Origin of the sequence: Rhodococcus sp. IEGM 1302 (assembly GCF_030056935.1) — a bacterium.
In the GTDB taxonomy this organism is placed as follows: Bacteria; Actinomycetota; Actinomycetes; order Mycobacteriales; family Mycobacteriaceae; genus Rhodococcus_F; species Rhodococcus_F qingshengii.
Window position 1 is genome coordinate 16,106 of record NZ_JASHKY010000040.1, and the last position, 18,508, is coordinate 34,613.

The window sequence follows — 18,508 nt, forward strand, 5'->3', positions numbered from 1 at the left end:
AGCAGTTTCAGGAGCAAGTTCTCAGGGCCGTCCCCTGATCGGTTCCGTAGCGATGGCCGTGACCGGCGGGGACACCGAGCGAACCGAGCATGTCGACGGTGGTCTGCAAGAACGTGACACCCGGGATCCACTGCGGGATCGGTGCATCTTGCACGGCACGGCTCAGATCCGGTTTCTGTGTCGCGAGGGCAGGCGACCACCACACCACCGGGTCGGAAGTGTTCGCGAGGACGGTTGCGCCGTCCGTTCGTGTCGCGCCCGCCGGGGGACCGGCCCACAACACGTCGCACGCGGTGGTGGGACTGCCCTCGGACAAAGCCTCGGTCAGTGCGGCGCTGCCGCCGACGGCGCCGAGGCTCTGTCCGTAGAGGAACAGGTCCGGTCGATCCTCGGCGGGCATAGCGGCAATGTGGCTGCCGACGGCGGTGAACAGAGCGGTTGCCGATTCTTCGGCGTCGTCGCGGCTGAACAGGAATGTCGCCCAACTGGGTGCGTCGGAGTATTGCTGCCCGACTATTGCGACGTCGCCGCCGAACCGTTGCTCGATACCGTCGACTGCATGCGTGTCGATCCACCCCGATCCGGTCGGAACGGCCACTACGACGCTGTTGCGGGCAAAGCCGCCGACGCGATCGAGTTCGCTCACCGCGAGAGCGGCACGTGATGCAGTGTCGGGTGCCGAATCCAAACCGGCGTAGACACGCACCGAGTCTTCGCCTGCTGCGACGAATTTGCGTCCCTCCGCCCCCATCGACGTCCACGAGATGAGAGATTCGGGGCTGCCTGACACAGAGGCCGAAAGTGGCTGTGTCAGAGCGGTGTCGATGTACGCGTTGGACTTGTCGAACGAATCGGCGAGGCCGTTCCACACGACGGGACCGACTACCAACTGCACCCCGAGAACACCCATGACCAGTGCGCCGACGCTCCGCGCGAAACCCATCCACCGCAGCGCCTTCGAAATTCCGATCCCGATGCCCCAGAGACCAAGTGCGGTCAGTGCTGCAATGCAACCCGCCTCCGCCCAGTGGAGAAGTCCGGCAGACGGTGCGCCCATCGCCGCTCGCAACGAGTTCTGCCAACCGGCGGCGGCGAACATCGCAACTGCGGTGCCGGCAGTCGACAACCCGAACGCGGTGATGCGCCAATGACGTTCGTCGAATCGGGCCTTGACCCGGTCGGGGACGAGCCGACGGGCTACCGCGGAGAACGCCCACATCGCCAGTAGTCCGGCCGCGACGAGCAGACCGCTGAACACCCCTTGTAGTACGGCTGATCGCGGCAGGAGTCCGGGAGCCAGCGAGATGGCGGACATCGCTGCCACGGCGACGCTCGTGGACACGCGGGGGAGTGCGAGCGCCCCGACTCGGGCGAGGACGGGGGTCCGTGACGCATTCAGAACGCTCATGCTGCAATCGCTTTCGGGGAGTAGGAGAACTCGTTCGACGGGTCGAGGCGCCGCGATCGCATCAGGGTGAAGCCGAAGGCGGAGACTGCCAGAACACCGGCCGTGCCGTAACCGAATCCCGATTCCGCGACCGGCGTCAGATAGCTTTGGCGCCAGGAGTTTCCGTTCACAGCCGTGACGGCTACATCGGCCATCGCGAAGCAATACCCTCGTGAGAGAAAGGACGTGCGGTCTTCACACGCGGCATGCATTCGCTGGTCGAGCTGACCGTCGAGGACCTGACGTGCCCACGGCCCCAGTTCCGTTCCGTGCGAATGCGCGTAGCGGAGTAGGTCGTAGCCGAGATCGTGCGCTTTGCAGGCCGAGTCGAATTCGTCGGGAAGTGGGACCGGCGACGAGCAGTCGCCGTGGGGATTGGCGAGGTATCCGTCGACGACGGCGGGGGTGTAACCGGCGAATGCCGCAAAGTCCGCCGGGATGGTGGTCGCAGCGTCAGCGGCATCCGCAGTAGTCACGGTGGCGATCGCCCTGGATGCGTTCGAATTCTCGGTGCGCGGCGACTGGGCTCCGCTCGCTCCGGCAGTGACCGTGATCGCTGCCGTTGCAGCCAGCGCCAGGGCCGCCCAGGTGCCGGCGCTTCGAGAGATGTCTTTCACCCGTGTGATCCGCATGCCGTTCACGCTATGAACGGACAATCCTGGCGGTCATCGCTCTGTGGAGGGGTTCTCCGACGCGCATTCGGGTGAGAATTCCCTCCCCTGTGATACCTCGGAGGTAGGGGGATCTCACTCTGCAGTATGAGGACTTTCGGGGTTCGCCTTCATAGGCTTGACGAGTGATCAAGGTCCGTAGGAAGAACAAGGGTGCACCGGATGTGCCCGCGCCGACATACGCCACCGCCGGGTCGATGCTGTCCGGCCTCGACGGGGCGGTCGTTCATTCGGAGAAAGTGCGTCGGGCAACCAGTTTCGTGGCCCGCGGTCAGTTCTGGAACATCGTCATCGTAGCGATCACTCTGATCCTCTATTCGATTGCCTGGCCGACACTGCAACTGACGCATCATGTTTCGCCGCCGATCATGCCCTTCGTCGCCGCGTTGGCTGCATTTCCGTTCGTCCTGATCCGGATCAACGCTCCGTTGGGGTGGGCGGTGTCGGCGGTCTCGGCGTTGATCATCCCGTTGGTGTTCGACAACACTCCCGGTTACGACTACCCGTGGCAGGTCGTCCACATCATCGTGCTGATGTCGTTGCTGGCCGCAGTGAGTCTGCGGGCGCCCATTCAGGTTGTCGGTGTCGCCTGGATCGCCACGGTGCTGCTCTTTCTCGGCAACGCCCCGGGAAGCGACGGCGCCGGTTGGGCTGTCGGGCTGAGTGCCCTGGTCGTCTTCTGCCTGTTGATCCGCTGGTTGGTCCTCTCGCGCCGCCAGTTGGCCAAGCAGGAGGAAGTCAGCGAACTCGAACGCACTCGACGCACGATCCTCGAGGAGAAGGCGCGGATCGCGCGCGACTTGCACGACATCGTGGCCCACCACATGTCGATGGTGGTCGTGCAAGCTCAGAGTGCGCCGTACAGACTCGATGCAGTCACTCCGGAGATCCGAACCGAATTCGAATCGATAAGTGAGACAGGGCGAGCAGCGCTCAACGAGATTCGTGGTCTCCTCGGAGTACTGCGCAGCGACGGGGACCACATGGTGACAGCTCCGCAACCGGGCGTCGACCAGTTGGACGAACTGTTGCTCGGCAGTACCCGTGCCGGTTTGCCGGTGTCGTGGCGAGTCGACGGTGATCGAGCGTCGGTCTCGGAATCCACGGGCCTTGCGCTCTACCGGATCATTCAGGAGTCGATCACCAACGCGGCCAGGCATTCGCCAGGCGGACCCATCGATGTCGCCGTGGCCTTCGGTCCGCAATCGGTGAGCGCGCTCGTGAACAACGGACCTTCGCCATTGGGTGGCAATCAGCACTCGGCGTCGGAAACCACTGGTGGCAACGGAATCCGCGGAATGCGCGAGCGGGCTTCGGCGGTGGGCGGCATGCTGCTGGCAAACCGGCGACAGGACGGAGGGTTCGAGGTCCGGGCCGAGTTGCCGTCGATGCCCGCCTAGGCTGTCCGAGTGCCCATCACAGTATTCATCGCAGACGACCAGGCGATGGTTCGACAAGGGTTCGGAGCCCTACTCTCCGCCCAGCCCGACATCAGCGTGATCGGCGATGCGCCGGACGGCAAGATCGCCGTCGCCGAGGTCGCGCGATTGCGTCCGGATGTGGTCTTGATGGATGTTCGCATGCCCGAGATGAACGGACTCGACGCTGCCCGCCAGATTCTGTCCGCCGGATGGGAACCACCGGTGCGAGTCCTCATGCTCACCACTTTCGACATCGACGACTACGTCTACGAGGCCCTGAGCGTCGGAGCGAGCGGTTTCATGCTCAAGGACGCACCGGCTGAGGAGCTGATTCGGGCGGTACGCGTCGTTGCCGAAGGGCAGGCTTTGCTGGCGCCGACGGTGACTCGGCGTCTGATTGCCGATGTGACCAGCCGGCGGGCGGCCCCGCGCGCACGGCCCGCAGCGCTGGACGCCCTGACCCCGCGTGAGCGCGAGGTACTCGAACTGATCGCCCGCGGATTGTCCAACGTCGAGATCGCCGAGCGGCTGTTCGTCGCCGAGCAGACCGTCAAGACCCATGTCGGGAAGGTGCTGTCGAAGCTCGATCTGCGCGATCGCGCCCAGGCAGTCGTGTTGGCGTACGAAAGCGGGCTCGTCACGCCAGGTTAGTGATCCCGTGCGGCTCGGCGTTGCGGCTCGGCAACGCCGCTATCCTGCGGCAATACGGTGACTGGGGGAAGATGGACACCAAGATCCACAATCCGGTCACGAGAGGTGCTGCACTATGCGAATCGGAATCCTCACGGGCGGCGGCGACTGCCCGGGCTTGAACGCGGTCATCCGCGCCGTCGTACGTACGTCGGCCGGTCGTTACGGCAGTACCGTGGTCGGATTCCGGGACGGCTGGCGAGGATTGCTCGAGGACCGCAAGGTCCCGCTCGACTCCGATGACCGCATCAACCGCATCCTCACCCGCGGCGGCACGATCCTCGGCACCGCTCGCGTGAACCCCGACAAACTCCGTGCGGGCCTCGATCAGATCAAGCAGACTCTCGACGACAACGGGATCGACGTCCTGATCCCGATCGGCGGCGAAGGCACTCTCACCGCGGCCAGTTGGCTTTCCGAGAGTGGCGTACCCGTGATCGGTGTGCCCAAGACGATCGACAACGACATCGACTGCACTGACGTGACTTTCGGTTTCGACACCGCATTGGCTGTCGCCACCGACGCCATCGACAGGCTCCACACCACGGCCGAATCGCACCAGCGCGTCATGCTCGTCGAGGTCATGGGCCGGCATGCGGGCTGGATCGCGCTGCAGGCCGGGCTGGCGTCGGGGGCACACCTGACTCTGGTTCCGGAACAGCCGTTCGACGTCGACGAGGTGTGCGCGATGGTCAAGAAGCGCTTCCAGCGTGGCGACTCCCACTTCATCTGCGTCGTGGCTGAAGGTGCGATGCCCGATCCCGCGTCGATGACCCTGCGCGAAGGTGGCATAGACGAGTTCGGCCACAAGATCTTCACCGGTGTCGCGCAGCAGCTCGGAAACGAGATCGAGCGCCGGATCGGCAAGGAAGTTCGCACCACCGTCCTCGGGCACATTCAGCGCGGTGGCACCCCGACGCCGCACGACCGCATCCTCGCCACTCGCTTCGGCGTTCATGCCACCGACGCAGCTCACCGCGGAGATTTCGGTCAGATGGTCGCGTTGCACGGAACGTCCATCGACCTCGTTCCGCTCGCCGAGGCGACCCGCAAACTCAAGACGGTGCCCAAGGAGCGCTACGAGGAGGCAGCCGCATTCTTCGGCTGAGCCGCAGACGCATAAACTGATCACCATGACTGCTGTCGATGCGCCCGACATCCTCGATTACGACGAAGTACTGACCAAGTACGAGCCTGTGATGGGTATGGAGGTGCACGTAGAACTCGGCACCGCGACCAAGATGTTCTGCCCGTGCCCCACCGAGTTCGGTGCCGAACCCAATACCCAGGTGTGCCCGGTCTGTCTGGGCATGCCCGGTTCGTTGCCGGTGGTGAACGCAGCCGCTGTCGAGTCCGCGATCCGGATCGGCCTTGCGCTCAACTGCTCCATCACGCCGTGGGGCCGATTCGCACGCAAGAACTACTTCTACCCGGATCAGCCGAAGAACTACCAGATCTCCCAGTACGACGAGCCGATCGCAACCGAGGGTTACCTCGACGTGATCCTCGACGACGGCACGACGTGGCGCGTCGAGATCGAGCGCGCCCACATGGAGGAGGACACCGGTAAGTCCCTCCACGTGGGTGGCGCTACCGGTCGTATCCACGGTGCCAGCCATTCGCTGCTCGACTACAACCGTGCGGGCGTTCCCTTGGTGGAGATCGTCACCAAGACCATCCACGGTGCCGGTGAGCGCGCCCCCGAGGTTGCTCGCGCGTACGTCACGGCGCTTCGTGATCTGCTGAAGTCCCTCGACGTCTCCGACGTCCGCATGGATCAGGGATCGATGCGCTGCGACGCCAACATCTCCCTCATGCCGATCGGTTCCACCGAACTGGGGACCCGCACCGAGACCAAGAACGTCAACTCCCTCAAGAGCGTCGAGGTCGCAGTTCGCTACGAAATGCGCCGTCAGGCAGCAGTTCTCGACGCCGGCGGTGAGGTCATCCAGGAGACCCGCCATTTCCAGGAAGGCGACGGCACCACCGCAGCGGGACGCCGGAAGGAAACGGCCGAGGACTACCGCTACTTCCCGGAACCGGATCTCGAGCCCGTCGCTCCGAGCGCCGAGTGGGTCGAAGAACTGCGCGGTACCTTGCCGGAGCTTCCCTGGATTCGCCGTGCGCGGATCCAGAAGGACTGGGGAATCTCCGACGAGGTCATGCGCGACCTCGTCAACGCCGGTGCCATCGATCTGGTGATCGCGACCACCGAGGCCGGTGCTTCGCCCGAGGCAGCGCGCTCCTGGTGGCTGTCCTACCTGTCACAGCAGGCGAACACCCGTGGCGTCGAACTCGGCGCTCTGCCGATCACCCCGGCGCAGGTTGCCCAGGTCGTAGCTCTCATCGACAGCGGCAAGCTCAACAACAAAGTGGCTCGCCAGGTCGTCGATCACGTCCTCGACGGCGAGGGTGACCCGGAGCAGGTTGTCGCGGCCCACCCGGAGTTGGTCGTCGAACGTGACGAAACCAAGCTCAAGGCAGCCGTCGACGAAGCGCTCGCAGCGAACCCCGACATCGCGGACAAGATTCGCAGTGGCAAGGTGCAGGCCGCCGGAAAGATCGTCGGCGACGTCATGAAGGCCACTCGTGGACAGGCAGACGCGGCTCGTGTGAAGGAACTTGTCATCGAGGCGTGCAGCTAGCGCACACTGAATTTCTGACACTGATGCCCGGCCGAATCGAATTCGGCCGGGCATCAGTGTTTTTCGCTGTCGTTTTGCCGCTGTCGGTCTACAGACCAGGGACCACAACCGCGCGGCCGCTGAGCGTTCCGGCGGCCAGTCGTCGATACGCTTCGGCGCCGTTGTCGAGACTGAAGGTCTCCACCGCGATGTCGAAGATGCCGGCGTGCGCCAGGTCGATCAATTCGATCAGCTCGTTGCGGGCACCCCAGTACGGAACTGTCACAGAAGCCTCGTAAGGACTTTGGAAGAACCCGACTTTGGCATGGGCCTGCCCGTCGCCGATCCCGACGATCGTGACGTCCGATCCGACGCCGGCGACAGCCATCGCGGTGTCGATGGTGGGCTGATAGCCGACGAAGTCGAGAACCAGTGCGGCGCCCTGACTTCCGGTGATCCTGCGGACGTTCTCGGCCGCGTCCTTGTCGGACAGAACCACTTCGTGAGCGCCTACCTTGGTTGCCAGTTCGAGCTTGTCCGCGCTCACGTCGAGTGCGATGACGGTTGCTGCCGAGAGGTGGCGGAGGAGTTGGATGGCGACATGGCCGAGACCACCGGTACCGATGACGACGGCGTACGAGCCACCGCGAAGTTTCGGCAGTGAACGCTTGATCGCGTGATACGGAGTCAGACCGGCGTCGGTCAGCGGCACCGTCTTGACCGGATCGAGGTCGCCGATCGGGACGAGGTGGCGAGGTGAATCGACGATCATGAATTCGGCCAACGCGCCGGGTGCACCGAGACCAGGAGGATTGATGCCGAGTTCTTTTGCTCGAGAACAGTAGTTTTCGAGTCCTTGCGAGCAGTGCCAACAGCTGCCACAGCCCCAGGGTCCGTAGACGACGACATTGGTTCCGATGTCGAGCCCTTCGACGCCCTCGCCGACGGCGGCGACCCGGCCGGCGCCCTCGTGGCCGAGCGTGAGAGGAAGGCCGTAGGTGTACTGCACCTCGGGCAGGCTCATGATGAAGTCGTCCGAGTGGCAGACGCCGGCAGCGGTGACTTCCAGGAGCACTTCACCTGGACCGGGCTCGGGTTTGGGAATCTCCGTGAGTTCGGGTTCTGCGCCGATTCTCGTGTACTGGATTGCCTTCATACCGACTCCTTTGTCGTGGTTGGGCCAACCGGTCCTGGCAAATGCGTGGTGTTTAGCCCCGCTAACAAAAGAGTACGCATCTGTGCATGTTCGGTCACGGGATCCGTGACCGAACAGACATGGCGGCTCAGTCGATCCCGCCGCTGCCACTCGGCATCGGGATCTTGACCACCTTGTCGTCGTTCGGACCCGGCTCGCCCGCGGTTTTGTTTATCGTGCTCGCCCACATCAAACCGTCGGATCCGAGTGCCAAACCGCCCAGCTGGCCGTACGTGTCTTTCGCCACTGCCGACGGCGCGGTCGTGACGGCACCTGTTCCTGGATCTGCGGCCAGCGCCGAGATCGCTTTGCCGGCCCCCAGCGCGACAGCTACCACTCCCTGCGCCGCGATGCACCCGCCGACTCCGGGTCGGTCGGGCCACGTCCACGCGGGGGATGTCACCGTGCCGTCGGCGCCGACGCGTTGGAGGCGATCCTCGAGAGTGGTTCGGTCCGTGACCCACGTCGCGATTCCCGGATCGACGCACACGCCGCCGCCGTTTCCGATTCCGGACAGAACTACTTCCGGGCGAGGCGGCGCAGCGTTGGGTGTCAGCGATCGGACCCGCAAGAGTTTCCCCGCCAACGAGGCGGGATCCTGAGCAACCGCGGGGTTTCCGGTATCGCCTGTCAGAACCATGAGCTGGTCCGGGGCCGCGAACTTCAGTGACCCGCCGTTGCCGCTCGCGCCGCGCGGGATTCCACCGAGTACTTCCTTGGCGGTGTCACCCGGAGCGATGCGGACCACCCGGTTGTCCGTTCCGGTGGTGACGTAGGCATAGATCAGGTTGTCTTCGACAAACGTGGGGGAGAGTGCGATGTCGAGCAGGCCGCCGTCACCGCTGCCGTCGACGTCGATCTTGGCTACCTCGACCGGTGTCGTGTTGGGAGCTACCTGCATGATCCGGCCGGTCCGCCGTTCGGCAACCAGTCCGGAGTTCCCGTCCGGGAGTGTGACGAGCCCACCCGTGGTGTCGAGACAGGTTGCGATCACGGCGGTGTCGGCATCCTGACACGGTCCGAGGGGGCCGGTCCGCGGCGCCGGCGGCGTGGTCGACGGCGGCGGGTTCTCCGGCTGCACTTCCGCGCTGGCCTGGTTGGTCGGTTCGGGTGTGAACGGCGAGGCAGTCGATTCGTCGAAGTCGGCGCAACCTGCGAGCAACGATGTCCCGAGCACCAGCGCCAGTGCGCCCAGCGCTGCATGCCTACCCGTAGTCATGCCCAAGACGTTACGTAATGCACGGCAGATGCCGCCACGCCGGACCAAGGTTCCCCGTCGAGTTCGTGAATCGGTCATAGGCTCACCTACGTGACTGACGAGCGAAAAGATCCCAGCGAGTTGTCGGATGCGGACAAGCCGACGGGCAATGTGTCCAGTCCGTATGATTCGCCCACCGAACAATTTCCGACGGTGAGCGCCAAGAATCCGTTGCCGCGGACCGACGACGATCTCGATTTCGGTTCCACGAACGCCAACTCCCTGACCGAACAGATACCGACATACCGAGCACCTGGCGCGGATCAGCCGACCGTGGCTCTCGAGCGTGAGACGGCGTACGACGCTCCGATCGCCGCCGTTCCCACCGCCGAAGCCGTGGCAGGTACAACTGAGTCTCCGCGGGGCCGAGGCACTCTCGACCTCGGGTTGCTTGCACTGCGATTGGCCGTCGGTGGAACTGCGTTGGTGCACGGTCTGCAGAAGTTGACCGGTATCTGGAACGGGCCGGGGCTGAACGGGTTCGAGTCGATGCTGGCGGACGCCGGGTTCCAGCAGGCGAAGTGGATGGCGATACTCGGCGCCGTCGGTGAAGTCGCAGGTGGCGCCCTCCTGATCCTCGGGTTGCTGACTCCCGTTGCGGCAGCGTCGGTTCTGGCGGTGATGATCAATGCGTGGGCGCTGCGTCAGGCGAGCGCACCCGGCCTGGAGTACTTCGCCCCGGCCGGGACCGAGTACGAGATGCTGCTCGGAATCTGTGCGGGCGTCATCATTTTGACGGGACCAGGTCGTATTGCGCTCGACGGTCGTCGTGGCTGGGCAACTCGTCCGTTTATCGGATCGCTCGTGGTTTTGATCCTCGGTATCGCTGCCGGCGTCTGCACCTGGATCTTCCTGAACGGTGCCAATCCGCTCATCTGAAACTCGCGCCGTCGAACCAACGAACCGCCGCTCTCCGAATCGGAGAGCGGCGGTTCGTTTGTGAAGGATCAGTCCTTGACGAGTACCGGGTCGGCGTTCGCGGACGGGATGGCCGTTCCGTCCTTGAGCTTGCGACCGAGGACCGACTTGCGGTGACCGTAGGCGAAGTACACGAGCACACCGATGGCCATCCAGACGAGGAACCGGATCCAGGTCTCGACCGAGAGGTTGAGCATCAGCCAACCGCAGGCGAGCACGGCGACGATCGGAACGAACGGCACCAGCGGGACGCGGAATCCGCGCGGCAGGTCGGGGCGGGTGCGGCGAAGGACGATGACACCGACACAAACCAGGACGAAGGCGAACAGCGTTCCGATGTTGACCATCTCTTCGAGCGTGCCCATGGGGAAGAACGCTGCCAGGACGGCAACGATGCCACCGACGATCAACGTGATGCGCATCGGGATGCCCTTGGCGTTGGTCTTGGCCAGGCTGCGCGGCATGAGGCCGTCACGGGACATGGCGAAGAGGACGCGGGTCTGGCCGAGCATCATGACCATGACAACTGTCGTGAGGCCGGCCAGGCCACCGAAGTTGATGGCGGTTTGTGCCCAACCAATGCCGTTGGCCTCGAATGCGGTTGCGAGGGTGGCGCTGGAATCGCCGACCAACGGACTGCCGTCCTTGAGTTCGGTGTACTTGACCATGCCGGTCAGTACGAGCGTGACGGCAACGTAGAGAACCGTGACGATGGCGAGCGAGCCGAAGATTCCTCGCGGCAACGACTTCTGCGGGTTCTTGGTTTCCTCGGCGGTGGTGGCGACGACGTCGAAACCGATGAAGGCAAAGAACACGAGGCTGGCTGCGGCGAGCAATCCGTAAGCGCCGTAGCTACTTCCGCCTGCGCCGGTCAGCCAGGAGAACAGGGTCTGATGGATTCCGCTTGCAGAACTCTCGGTTCCTTCGGACGGCGGGATGAAGGGGGAGTAGTTCTCCTTCTTGATGTAGAACGCGCCCACGACGATGACGAGCAGGACTACTGCGATCTTGATCGCGGTGATGATTGCGGAGACTCGCGAGGAAACCTTGGTGCCGATCGCGAGGATCAGCGTGATCGCGCCGATGATGAGCAGAGCGCCCCAGTCGAAGCTGATCGAACCGATGTGGGCGGTGGTGCTTCCGCTGGCCCCGATGACGTTGCCGAGGTACAGCGACCAGCCCTTGCCGACGACGGCGGAGGCGAGAGCGAACTCGAGAATGAGGTCCCAGCCGATGATCCAGGCGGCGAACTCCCCGAACGTGGCGTAGGAGAACGTGTATGCGCTGCCTGCGACGGGGACGGTGGAGGCGAACTCCGCGTAACACAGCGCGGCGAGGCCACAGGCGATGGCAGCGAGAACGAATGCCAGTGAAATGGAGGGTCCTGCGACATTGCCTGCGGTTCGAGCAGTCAGCGTGAAGATGCCTGCGCCGATGACGACGGCGACTCCGAATACCGTGAGGTCCGTCGCGGTCAGTTCCTTCTTGAGCTTTGTCTCAGGCTCGTCGGTGTCCGCGATCGATTGCTCGACGGATTTGGTGCGCCATATGCCGACTCCGGGCATGTATTGCTCCTTGGTTGTTTCCCGTCGACCTTGTGGGTGACGGGCGGTGGCTGACTGTCGTCGTTGTGATGTGCGTCTCAGCGACCTGATGAGGGAACCACTGGTGAGCGCCGTGTGCAAGTCGGCTCGCTCGAACTGACCGAAATGATCACCTGACTGAAAGTCATCCCCCCTCATGTATCTGAATTGATCAGCTGGTGTCTGAAACCCTACGTCCAAGTGAATTCGCTCACGAGCCGGACGCGCGATTCGGTCTGAAATGTCTGATAGCTCATATCGTTCCGTTGGTGCTCCGCGTGTCGCCCGGTTATTCGGTACCTGTCGGTCGGTCTTGCTGTCGATGAGTTGCACTGTCGCTGTGCCAGCACGTCCCATTTCACCCGTATCGGGGCGGTAGGCGAGAGGACCACCGCGTACCTGGATGCACTCGAGCGTCGATCACGCGTCGTGGCAGAGTGTGTCGGCGACGGGATGATCGGATTAGGTTGTGGTTCAAGCTCATACAACACCGGAGGAAGTATGGCGTGTTCTGACTCAGTCGGTCCCGCGTTCTTCTCCGAGGTGACATGAACCCGACTCTGTCGACCCTCTGCCGTGGCCCGTTGGCGAGCATTCTCGTGGAGCTGAGTTGGTTGCCGCACGTGCGGCTGCCCGAAAACCTTGTGTGACTGTCACATCGGCTACGGGCGTCTCGAGCCGCACGAGCGCTGACAGGAAAAATCCCCGGCCGAAAAGCGGCCGGGGATCTTTTTCGATTCGTGGCAGAACTTACGGAACGTAGCGAACCGCGCCCTTGTCGGCGGACGTTGCCAGAGCGGCGTAGGCGCGCAGTGCTGTCGTCACGGTGCGCTGACGATCGACCGGCTGCCACGGGCGCTCCGAGGCCTCCATCTTCGCGCGTCGCTCGGCGAGGACGTCGTCGTCGACCAGGATCTCGAGCGTGCGCGAGGCGACGTCGATGCGAACCTGATCGCCGTTCTGGACGAGACCGATGATTCCGCCTGCGGCAGCCTCGGGGGAGATGTGACCGATGGACAGCCCGGAGGTTCCGCCCGAGAAACGACCGTCGGTGATCAGCGCGCATTCCTTACCGAGGCCTGCGCCCTTGAGGAAGGCAGTGGGGTGCAGCATTTCCTGCATGCCGGGGCCACCCTTGGGGCCTTCGTAGCGCACGACGAGAACGTCGCCGGCCTTGATCTTCTTCTGCAAGATCACCGAGACGGCTTCTTCTTGGGATTCGACGACGAGCGCCGGGCCCTGGAAGGAGAACAGTTCCTCGTCGATGCCGGCCGTCTTGAGGATTGCGCCGTCGAGTGCGATGTTGCCGCGCAGGACAACCAAGCCGCCTTCGACGGTGTAGGCGTTCTCGACGTCGCGGATACAGCCGCCGGCCGCATCGGTGTCGAGGGCAGACCAACGGTTGTCCGTGGAGAACGGTTCGATGGTGCGCACGCCGCCGGGAGCCGCGTGGAAGAGTTCGATTGCCTCGTCGGTTGCCTTGCCGGAGCGGATGTCCCAGTCGTCGAGCCACTGGTCGAAGCTCTTGGTGTGCACGGTGGACACGTCGGTTTCGAGGAGTCCACCGCGGCGAAGCTCACCGAGCAGGGCGGGGATTCCGCCGGCGCGGTGGACGTCTTCCATGTGGTAGTCCGAGTTGGGAGAGACCTTGGACAGGCACGGAACCTTTCGGCTGATCGCGTCGATGGTGTCGAGGTCGAAGTCGACCTCGCCTTCCTGCGCCGCAGCCAGCGTGTGAAGGACGGTGTTGGTGGAACCGCCCATGGCGACGTCGAGAGCCATCGCGTTGCGGAACGCTGCCGGGGTCGCGATGTTGCGTGGCAGCACCGACTCGTCGCCGTCGCGGTAGTACTTGAGGGCAGCCTCGACCACGGTGGTGCCCGCACGAGAGAAGAGTGCGTGACGAGCCTTGTGAGTTGCCAGCGTGGAGCCGTTGCCCGGCAATGCGAGGCCGAGGGCCTCCGTCAGGCAGTTCATGGAATTGGCGGTGAACATTCCGGAGCAGGACCCGCATGTCGGGCACGCGCTGCGCTCGACCTCGTCGAGGCCCTCGTCGGACACGGCATCGTTGGCAGAGGCGGAGATCGCGGTGATGAGGTCGGTGGGGGCTTGGGCCACGCCGCCGACGACCACTGCCTTACCGGCCTCCATCGGACCGCCGGAGACGAAGACGGTCGGGATGTTGAGACGCATTGCAGCGTTGAGCATGCCGGGAGTGATCTTGTCGCAGTTGGAGATACACACCAGTGCGTCGGCTGTGTGGGCGTTTGCCATGTACTCGACCGAGTCGGCGATGATCTCGCGGCTCGGGAGCGAGTAGAGCATTCCGCCGTGGCCCATTGCGATGCCGTCGTCGACTGCGATGGTGTGGAACTCACGAGCGACGCCGCCGGCCGCACTGATGGCCTCGGCAACGATCTCGCCCACGTTCTTGAGATGCACGTGGCCGGGTACGAACTGGGTGTACGAGTTCGCTACGGCGACGATCGGCTTTCCGAAGTCGGAATCCGTCATTCCTGTGGCGCGCCACAGGGATCGGGCTCCGGCAGCATTACGTCCGATGGTGGTGGTGCGTGACCTCAACGGGGGCATGGGCGTGTTCCTTATGTGATCGTTGCTGGTCCACTCAAATAGAAGCGAGGGCCTTTCAACGCTACTCGCGTGCTACGGGCGCTTCTCTTCGGGCTGGTCCTGTGTGTTCTCGACGAGCTCGGATTCTGCTTCTGCTTCTGCAGCTGCTTCTTCCTCTTCGGCTTCCTTGGCGGCGAAGGCTTCTGCGGCGGATGCGTAGGGATCGGTGATGCGGCCACCGCTGGCGATCGCGATCTCGGGAAGCCTGACGAAGCTGACCGCAGGCAGGGTCACCTCGGTTCCGTCGGTGAGTTCCGCGCGCGCCCAACTCCGCTTCGGGAAGCGGAAACCCTTGACGTCGTCCCAGGCGAGGGTGCGCTTGGAGAACGTCGAGCGGACCTCGAGGCCGTCAGGGCTGACGGTGGTGCGCAGTCGCGCGACGAGATAGACGGCGATGATCGGAAGGATCAGCAACCAGCTGAAGGCGACGGGCCACCCGAAGATCGGGAAGCTGACCGCGAACAGAAGGAACGCGCACGCCATGTAAGCGAGCTGCGAAATGCGGATGACGTGCCGAAGTGGTTTCGGCGTGTGGGATGATTGAGCCGGTGGCACGGGCTGCTGCGAAGTTGACACCTCTACATCTTCGCATTGCAGCCGATGTATCTCAGATTCTGGGACGGTCGACTCACCAAGTTTGCCGTTCGCGACTAGCGCCTCTACTGTCGAGTGCGTGAAACAGAATGAGTTGCTCGTAATCGGCCGGCGCGTCGTCGCCTGAGTCGATTTTTCAACTCACCAGATAACGACGCGCCACCCTCGCTCAGCAGATGCTGACGGGGGTTTTTTGTTGCCCGGAGCCAGAATCAGAGGATTTCCCAGTGAGCGCACCAACAGCACGGCCTCAACCCACGCCGCGCAAGTCAGGGACACCGAGCCCGACAACCGCGGCTGCCGCAACCCAGACGGCCAACCGTCGCCAGCTCCCGCCTGAGCGGGTAACCGGCGCGCAGTCTGTGGTTCGAGCCCTCGAAGAGCTCGAGGTCGACACGGTATTCGGCATTCCCGGCGGTGCCGTGCTCCCGGTTTACGACCCACTCTTCGATTCGGTCAAGGTTCGCCACGTGCTCGTGCGCCACGAGCAGGGTGCAGGCCACGCTGCCACCGGTTACGCCCAGGCGACCGGCAAGGTCGGCGTCTGCATGGCCACCTCGGGTCCCGGTGCGACCAACCTGGTCACGCCGCTGGCCGACGCGCAGATGGACTCCGTTCCGATCGTGGCGATCACCGGACAGGTGGCGCGCTCGCTGATCGGTACCGACGGCTTCCAGGAAGCCGACATCTCAGGCATCACGATGCCGGTCACCAAGCACAACTTCCTGATCACCGACGCGATCGACATCCCGCGCATCATGGCCGAGGCCTTCTACCTCGCGGCCAGCGGTCGCCCCGGCGCCGTCCTGGTCGATATCCCCAAGGACATCCTGCAGTCGCAGACCACGTTCTCGTGGCCGCCGGAGATGCGTCTGCCGGGCTACCGCCCGGTGACCAAGCCGCACGGCAAGCAGGTTCGTGAAGCTGCACGTCTGATCGCCGACGCCAAGTCGCCGGTTCTGTACGTCGGTGGCGGCGTCATCAAGTCCGACTCCTCGCCGGAGCTGCTCGAATTGGCCGAGCTGACCGGTATCCCCGTCGTCACCACGCTGATGGCCCGCGGAGCGTTCCCGGACAGTCACGACCTCAACTGCGGTATGCCGGGAATGCACGGCACCGTTGCCGCAGTCGCCGCTCTGCAGCGTAGCGATCTACTGATCACCCTCGGTGCGCGTTTCGACGACCGCGTCACCGGTCAGTTGAATTCCTTCGCGCCCGACGCCAAGGTCATCCATGCCGACATCGACCCGGCCGAGATCGGCAAGAACCGCTACGCGGACGTCCCGATCGTGGGCGACTGCAAAGAGGTCATCACCGAACTCATCGAGGCGATCCGTGCCGACATGGCCACGGGCACCACGTTCGACCTCACCGAGTGGTGGGCGTACCTGAACGACATCCGTCGTACGTACCCGCTGAGCTACGACCGTCCCACCGACGGTCAGCTGAGCCCGGAGTACGTGATCCAGACCGTCGGCAAGCTCGCCGGACCGGATGCCATCTACTGCGCCGGCGTCGGTCAGCACCAGATGTGGGCCGCGCAGTTCGTCGGCTACGAGAAGCCGCGCACGTGGCTCAACTCGGGCGGGCTCGGCACCATGGGGTACGCGGTTCCCGCAGCCATGGGCGCCAAGATGGGTATGCCCGACACCGAGGTGTGGGCGATCGACGGCGACGGCTGCTTCCAGATGACCAATCAGGAACTCGCAACCTGCGCACTCGAAGGTATTCCGATCAAGGTTGCCCTCATCAACAACGGCAACCTCGGCATGGTGCGCCAGTGGCAGACACTCTTCTATGAAGAGCGCTACTCCAACACCAACCTCGGAACGCACGGCGCCATCCGCATCCCGGACTTCGTGAAGCTCGCAGAAGCATTGGGCTGCCACGGAATTCGTGTCGAGCGTGAAGAAGATGTCGAAGCTGCGATCCGTGAGGCGCAGTCCATCAACGACAAGCCTGTCGTGATCGACTTCATCGTCACCGCCGACGCACAGGTGTGGCCGATGGTCGCTGCCGGAACGAGCAACGACGAAATCATGGCGGCCCGGGGCATCCGGCCGCTGTTCGACGACGACGAGGCAGTTGCCGAGCCCGCCGTCATCCACGAAGCCATGTCACGCGAGCAAGCCGGACCCGCCGCGGGCACAGGGGAGGATCAGAAGTGAGCACCAGTCACACCCTCAGTGTTCTCGTCGAGGACAAGCCAGGCGTGCTGGCTCGCGTCTCCGCACTTTTCTCCCGCCGCGGATTCAACATCGAATCCCTTGCGGTGGGCGGAACCGAGATCCCCGAGATCTCACGTATGACCATCGTCGTCACGGTCGACGAGTTCCCTCTCGAGCAGGTGACGAAGCAGCTCAACAAGCTGATCAACGTCATCAAGATCGTCGAGCAGGACGGTGAAGCATCCGTCGCTCGCGAGCTCGTGCTCATCAAGGTGCGCGCTGATGCAAGCGTGCGCACGCAGGTCATCGAAACGGTGAACCTGTTCCGCGCCAAGGTGATCGACGTCTCTCCGGAGTCCGTCACCATCGAGGCGACCGGTACTCGGTCCAAGCTGGATGCACTGCTGCGGATGCTTGATCCGTACGGTATCCGGGAGATCGTTCAGTCCGGGGTCGTGGCAGTCGGTCGAGGGCCGAAGTCGATCACGGCCACCCGCTAGTACTTTTAGACACGTAAAAATCCAAGGAGAGGTTGAGAACTGTGGCAGTCGAGATGTTCTACGACGACGATGCCGATCTGTCGATCATTCAGGGCCGCAAGGTTGCTGTGATCGGCTACGGAAGCCAGGGCCACGCCCATTCGCTGAGCCTGCGTGACTCGGGCGTCGATGTGCGCATCGGCCTCAAGGAAGGCTCGAAGTCGCGTGAGAAGGCTGAAGAGCAGGGGCTGACGGTCGGTACGCCGGCAGAGGTTTCCGAGTGGGCCGACGTCATCATGGTGCTCGCACCTGACACCGCTCAGGCGAGCATTTTCACCAATGACATCGAGCCGAACCTCAAGGACGGCGACGCGCTGTTCTTCGGTCACGGCCTGAACATTCACTTCGACCTGATCAAGGCTCCGGAGTTCGTCACCGTCGGCATGGTCGCCCCCAAGGGCCCCGGCCACCTGGTGCGTCGTCAGTTCGTCGACGGCAAGGGCGTTCCCGCGCTCATCGCCATCGACCAGGATCCCAAGGGTGAAGGCCAGGCTCTTGCTCTGTCCTACGCCAAGGGCATCGGCGGAACCCGCGCAGGCGTCATCAAGACCACGTTCAAGGAAGAGACCGAGACGGACCTCTTCGGCGAGCAGGCCGTGCTCTGCGGCGGCACCGAGGAACTGGTCAAGACCGGTTTCGAGGTCATGGTCGAGGCCGGCTACGCACCCGAGATGGCGTACTTCGAGGTTCTGCACGAGCTCAAGCTCATCGTCGACCTCATGTACGAGGGTGGCATCGCCCGCATGAACTACTCGGTGTCCGACACCGC

General features: G+C 63.9%; 15 protein-coding genes. 8 read left to right on the forward strand and 7 right to left on the reverse strand.

The window, feature by feature from the left end; genetic code table 11:
• Nucleotides 1-7: 7 nt before the first annotated feature.
• Nucleotides 8-1,408, reverse strand: a complete 1,401-nt coding sequence (locus QM609_RS27760; protein ID WP_050655134.1) for an alpha/beta-hydrolase family protein — start codon at nucleotides 1,406-1,408, stop codon at nucleotides 8-10.
• On the reverse strand, nucleotides 1,405-2,079 hold the full coding sequence (locus tag QM609_RS27765; RefSeq protein WP_039973090.1) for a membrane protein: 675 nt from the start codon (nucleotides 2,077-2,079) through the stop codon (nucleotides 1,405-1,407). Before QM609_RS27765 ends, QM609_RS27760 begins: the two co-directional genes overlap by 4 nt.
• 164 nt (nucleotides 2,080-2,243) lie before the next feature.
• Between QM609_RS27765 and QM609_RS27770 the strand changes: the two genes are divergently transcribed.
• From QM609_RS27770 to gatB, 4 genes are all read left to right on the forward strand, one after another.
• Nucleotides 2,244-3,518, forward strand: coding sequence for a sensor histidine kinase (locus QM609_RS27770; RefSeq protein WP_042447443.1), 1,275 nt, complete (start codon nucleotides 2,244-2,246; stop codon nucleotides 3,516-3,518).
• Nucleotides 3,519-3,527: 9 nt separating this feature from the next.
• Nucleotides 3,528-4,190, forward strand: coding sequence for a response regulator (locus tag QM609_RS27775; RefSeq protein ID WP_007729374.1), 663 nt, complete (start codon nucleotides 3,528-3,530; stop codon nucleotides 4,188-4,190).
• Nucleotides 4,191-4,305: 115 nt separating this feature from the next.
• Nucleotides 4,306-5,337 (forward strand): ATP-dependent 6-phosphofructokinase, encoded by a 1,032-nt coding sequence (locus QM609_RS27780; protein WP_019747919.1) that lies wholly within the window; start codon nucleotides 4,306-4,308, stop codon nucleotides 5,335-5,337.
• A gap of 25 nt (nucleotides 5,338-5,362) precedes the next feature.
• The gene (gene gatB / locus QM609_RS27785; RefSeq protein WP_007729370.1) at nucleotides 5,363-6,874 is read left to right on the forward strand and encodes an Asp-tRNA(Asn)/Glu-tRNA(Gln) amidotransferase subunit GatB; all 1,512 of its coding nucleotides are present in this window, start codon (nucleotides 5,363-5,365) and stop codon (nucleotides 6,872-6,874) included.
• Between the two features lie 88 nt (nucleotides 6,875-6,962).
• Here gatB and QM609_RS27790 read toward each other — a convergent pair whose 3' ends face one another.
• On the reverse strand, nucleotides 6,963-8,009 hold the full coding sequence (locus tag QM609_RS27790; protein WP_042925739.1) for an NAD(P)-dependent alcohol dehydrogenase: 1,047 nt from the start codon (nucleotides 8,007-8,009) through the stop codon (nucleotides 6,963-6,965).
• 127 nt (nucleotides 8,010-8,136) lie between these two features.
• Complete coding sequence (locus tag QM609_RS27795) at nucleotides 8,137-9,267, reverse strand: PQQ-dependent sugar dehydrogenase (protein WP_050655142.1); 1,131 nt, start codon at nucleotides 9,265-9,267, stop codon at nucleotides 8,137-8,139.
• A 90-nt stretch (nucleotides 9,268-9,357) separates the two neighbouring features.
• On the opposite strand from QM609_RS27795, the gene QM609_RS27800 reads away from it, so the two are divergent.
• Nucleotides 9,358-10,185, forward strand: a complete 828-nt coding sequence (locus QM609_RS27800; protein ID WP_003944742.1) for a DoxX family protein — start codon at nucleotides 9,358-9,360, stop codon at nucleotides 10,183-10,185.
• Between the two features lie 68 nt (nucleotides 10,186-10,253).
• Here the strand turns inward: QM609_RS27800 and QM609_RS27805 are convergent, their stop codons facing one another.
• From QM609_RS27805 to QM609_RS27815, 3 genes are all read right to left on the reverse strand, one after another.
• Nucleotides 10,254-11,789 carry an amino acid permease gene (locus tag QM609_RS27805; protein ID WP_050655135.1) on the reverse strand — a complete coding sequence of 512 codons (1,536 nt, stop codon included), beginning with the start codon at nucleotides 11,787-11,789 and terminating at the stop codon, nucleotides 10,254-10,256.
• A 768-nt stretch (nucleotides 11,790-12,557) separates the two neighbouring features.
• Entirely contained in the window at nucleotides 12,558-14,399 is a 1,842-nt protein-coding gene (ilvD, locus tag QM609_RS27810) for a dihydroxy-acid dehydratase (RefSeq protein ID WP_007729361.1), read from the reverse strand.
• A 72-nt stretch (nucleotides 14,400-14,471) separates the two neighbouring features.
• Nucleotides 14,472-14,993, reverse strand: a complete 522-nt coding sequence (locus QM609_RS27815; RefSeq protein ID WP_039973093.1) for a PH domain-containing protein — start codon at nucleotides 14,991-14,993, stop codon at nucleotides 14,472-14,474.
• 266 nt (nucleotides 14,994-15,259) lie between these two features.
• Between QM609_RS27815 and QM609_RS27820 the strand changes: the two genes are divergently transcribed.
• The 3 genes from QM609_RS27820 to ilvC form a co-directional block, all read left to right on the forward strand.
• A complete protein-coding gene (locus tag QM609_RS27820; protein ID WP_030535411.1) occupies nucleotides 15,260-17,200 on the forward strand; it encodes an acetolactate synthase large subunit in 1,941 nt (646 codons plus the stop codon).
• A complete protein-coding gene (gene ilvN, locus QM609_RS27825) occupies nucleotides 17,197-17,700 on the forward strand; it encodes an acetolactate synthase small subunit (RefSeq protein ID WP_003944718.1) in 504 nt (167 codons plus the stop codon). The genes QM609_RS27820 and ilvN overlap by 4 nt, the downstream gene beginning before the upstream one ends.
• A 53-nt stretch (nucleotides 17,701-17,753) precedes the next feature.
• On the forward strand, nucleotides 17,754-18,508 hold a 755-nt coding region (gene ilvC, locus QM609_RS27830), incomplete at its 3' end, for a ketol-acid reductoisomerase (RefSeq protein ID WP_283337626.1).

Bases quoted from the DNA above. Each gene is read 5' to 3' on its own strand.
- QM609_RS27805 (WP_050655135.1), bottom strand. From the start codon at position 11,789: ATGCCCGGAGTCGGCATATGGCGCACCAAATCCGTCGAGCAATCGATC.
- QM609_RS27790 (WP_042925739.1), bottom strand. From the start codon at position 8,009: ATGAAGGCAATCCAGTACACGAGAATCGGCGCAGAACCCGAACTCACG.
- ilvD (WP_007729361.1), bottom strand. From the start codon at position 14,399: ATGCCCCCGTTGAGGTCACGCACCACCACCATCGGACGTAATGCTGCC.
- gatB (WP_007729370.1), top strand. From the start codon at position 5,363: ATGACTGCTGTCGATGCGCCCGACATCCTCGATTACGACGAAGTACTG.
- QM609_RS27765 (WP_039973090.1), bottom strand. From the start codon at position 2,079: ATGCGGATCACACGGGTGAAAGACATCTCTCGAAGCGCCGGCACCTGG.
- QM609_RS27795 (WP_050655142.1), bottom strand. From the start codon at position 9,267: ATGACTACGGGTAGGCATGCAGCGCTGGGCGCACTGGCGCTGGTGCTC.
- QM609_RS27780 (WP_019747919.1), top strand. From the start codon at position 4,306: ATGCGAATCGGAATCCTCACGGGCGGCGGCGACTGCCCGGGCTTGAAC.
- QM609_RS27760 (WP_050655134.1), bottom strand. From the start codon at position 1,408: ATGAGCGTTCTGAATGCGTCACGGACCCCCGTCCTCGCCCGAGTCGGG.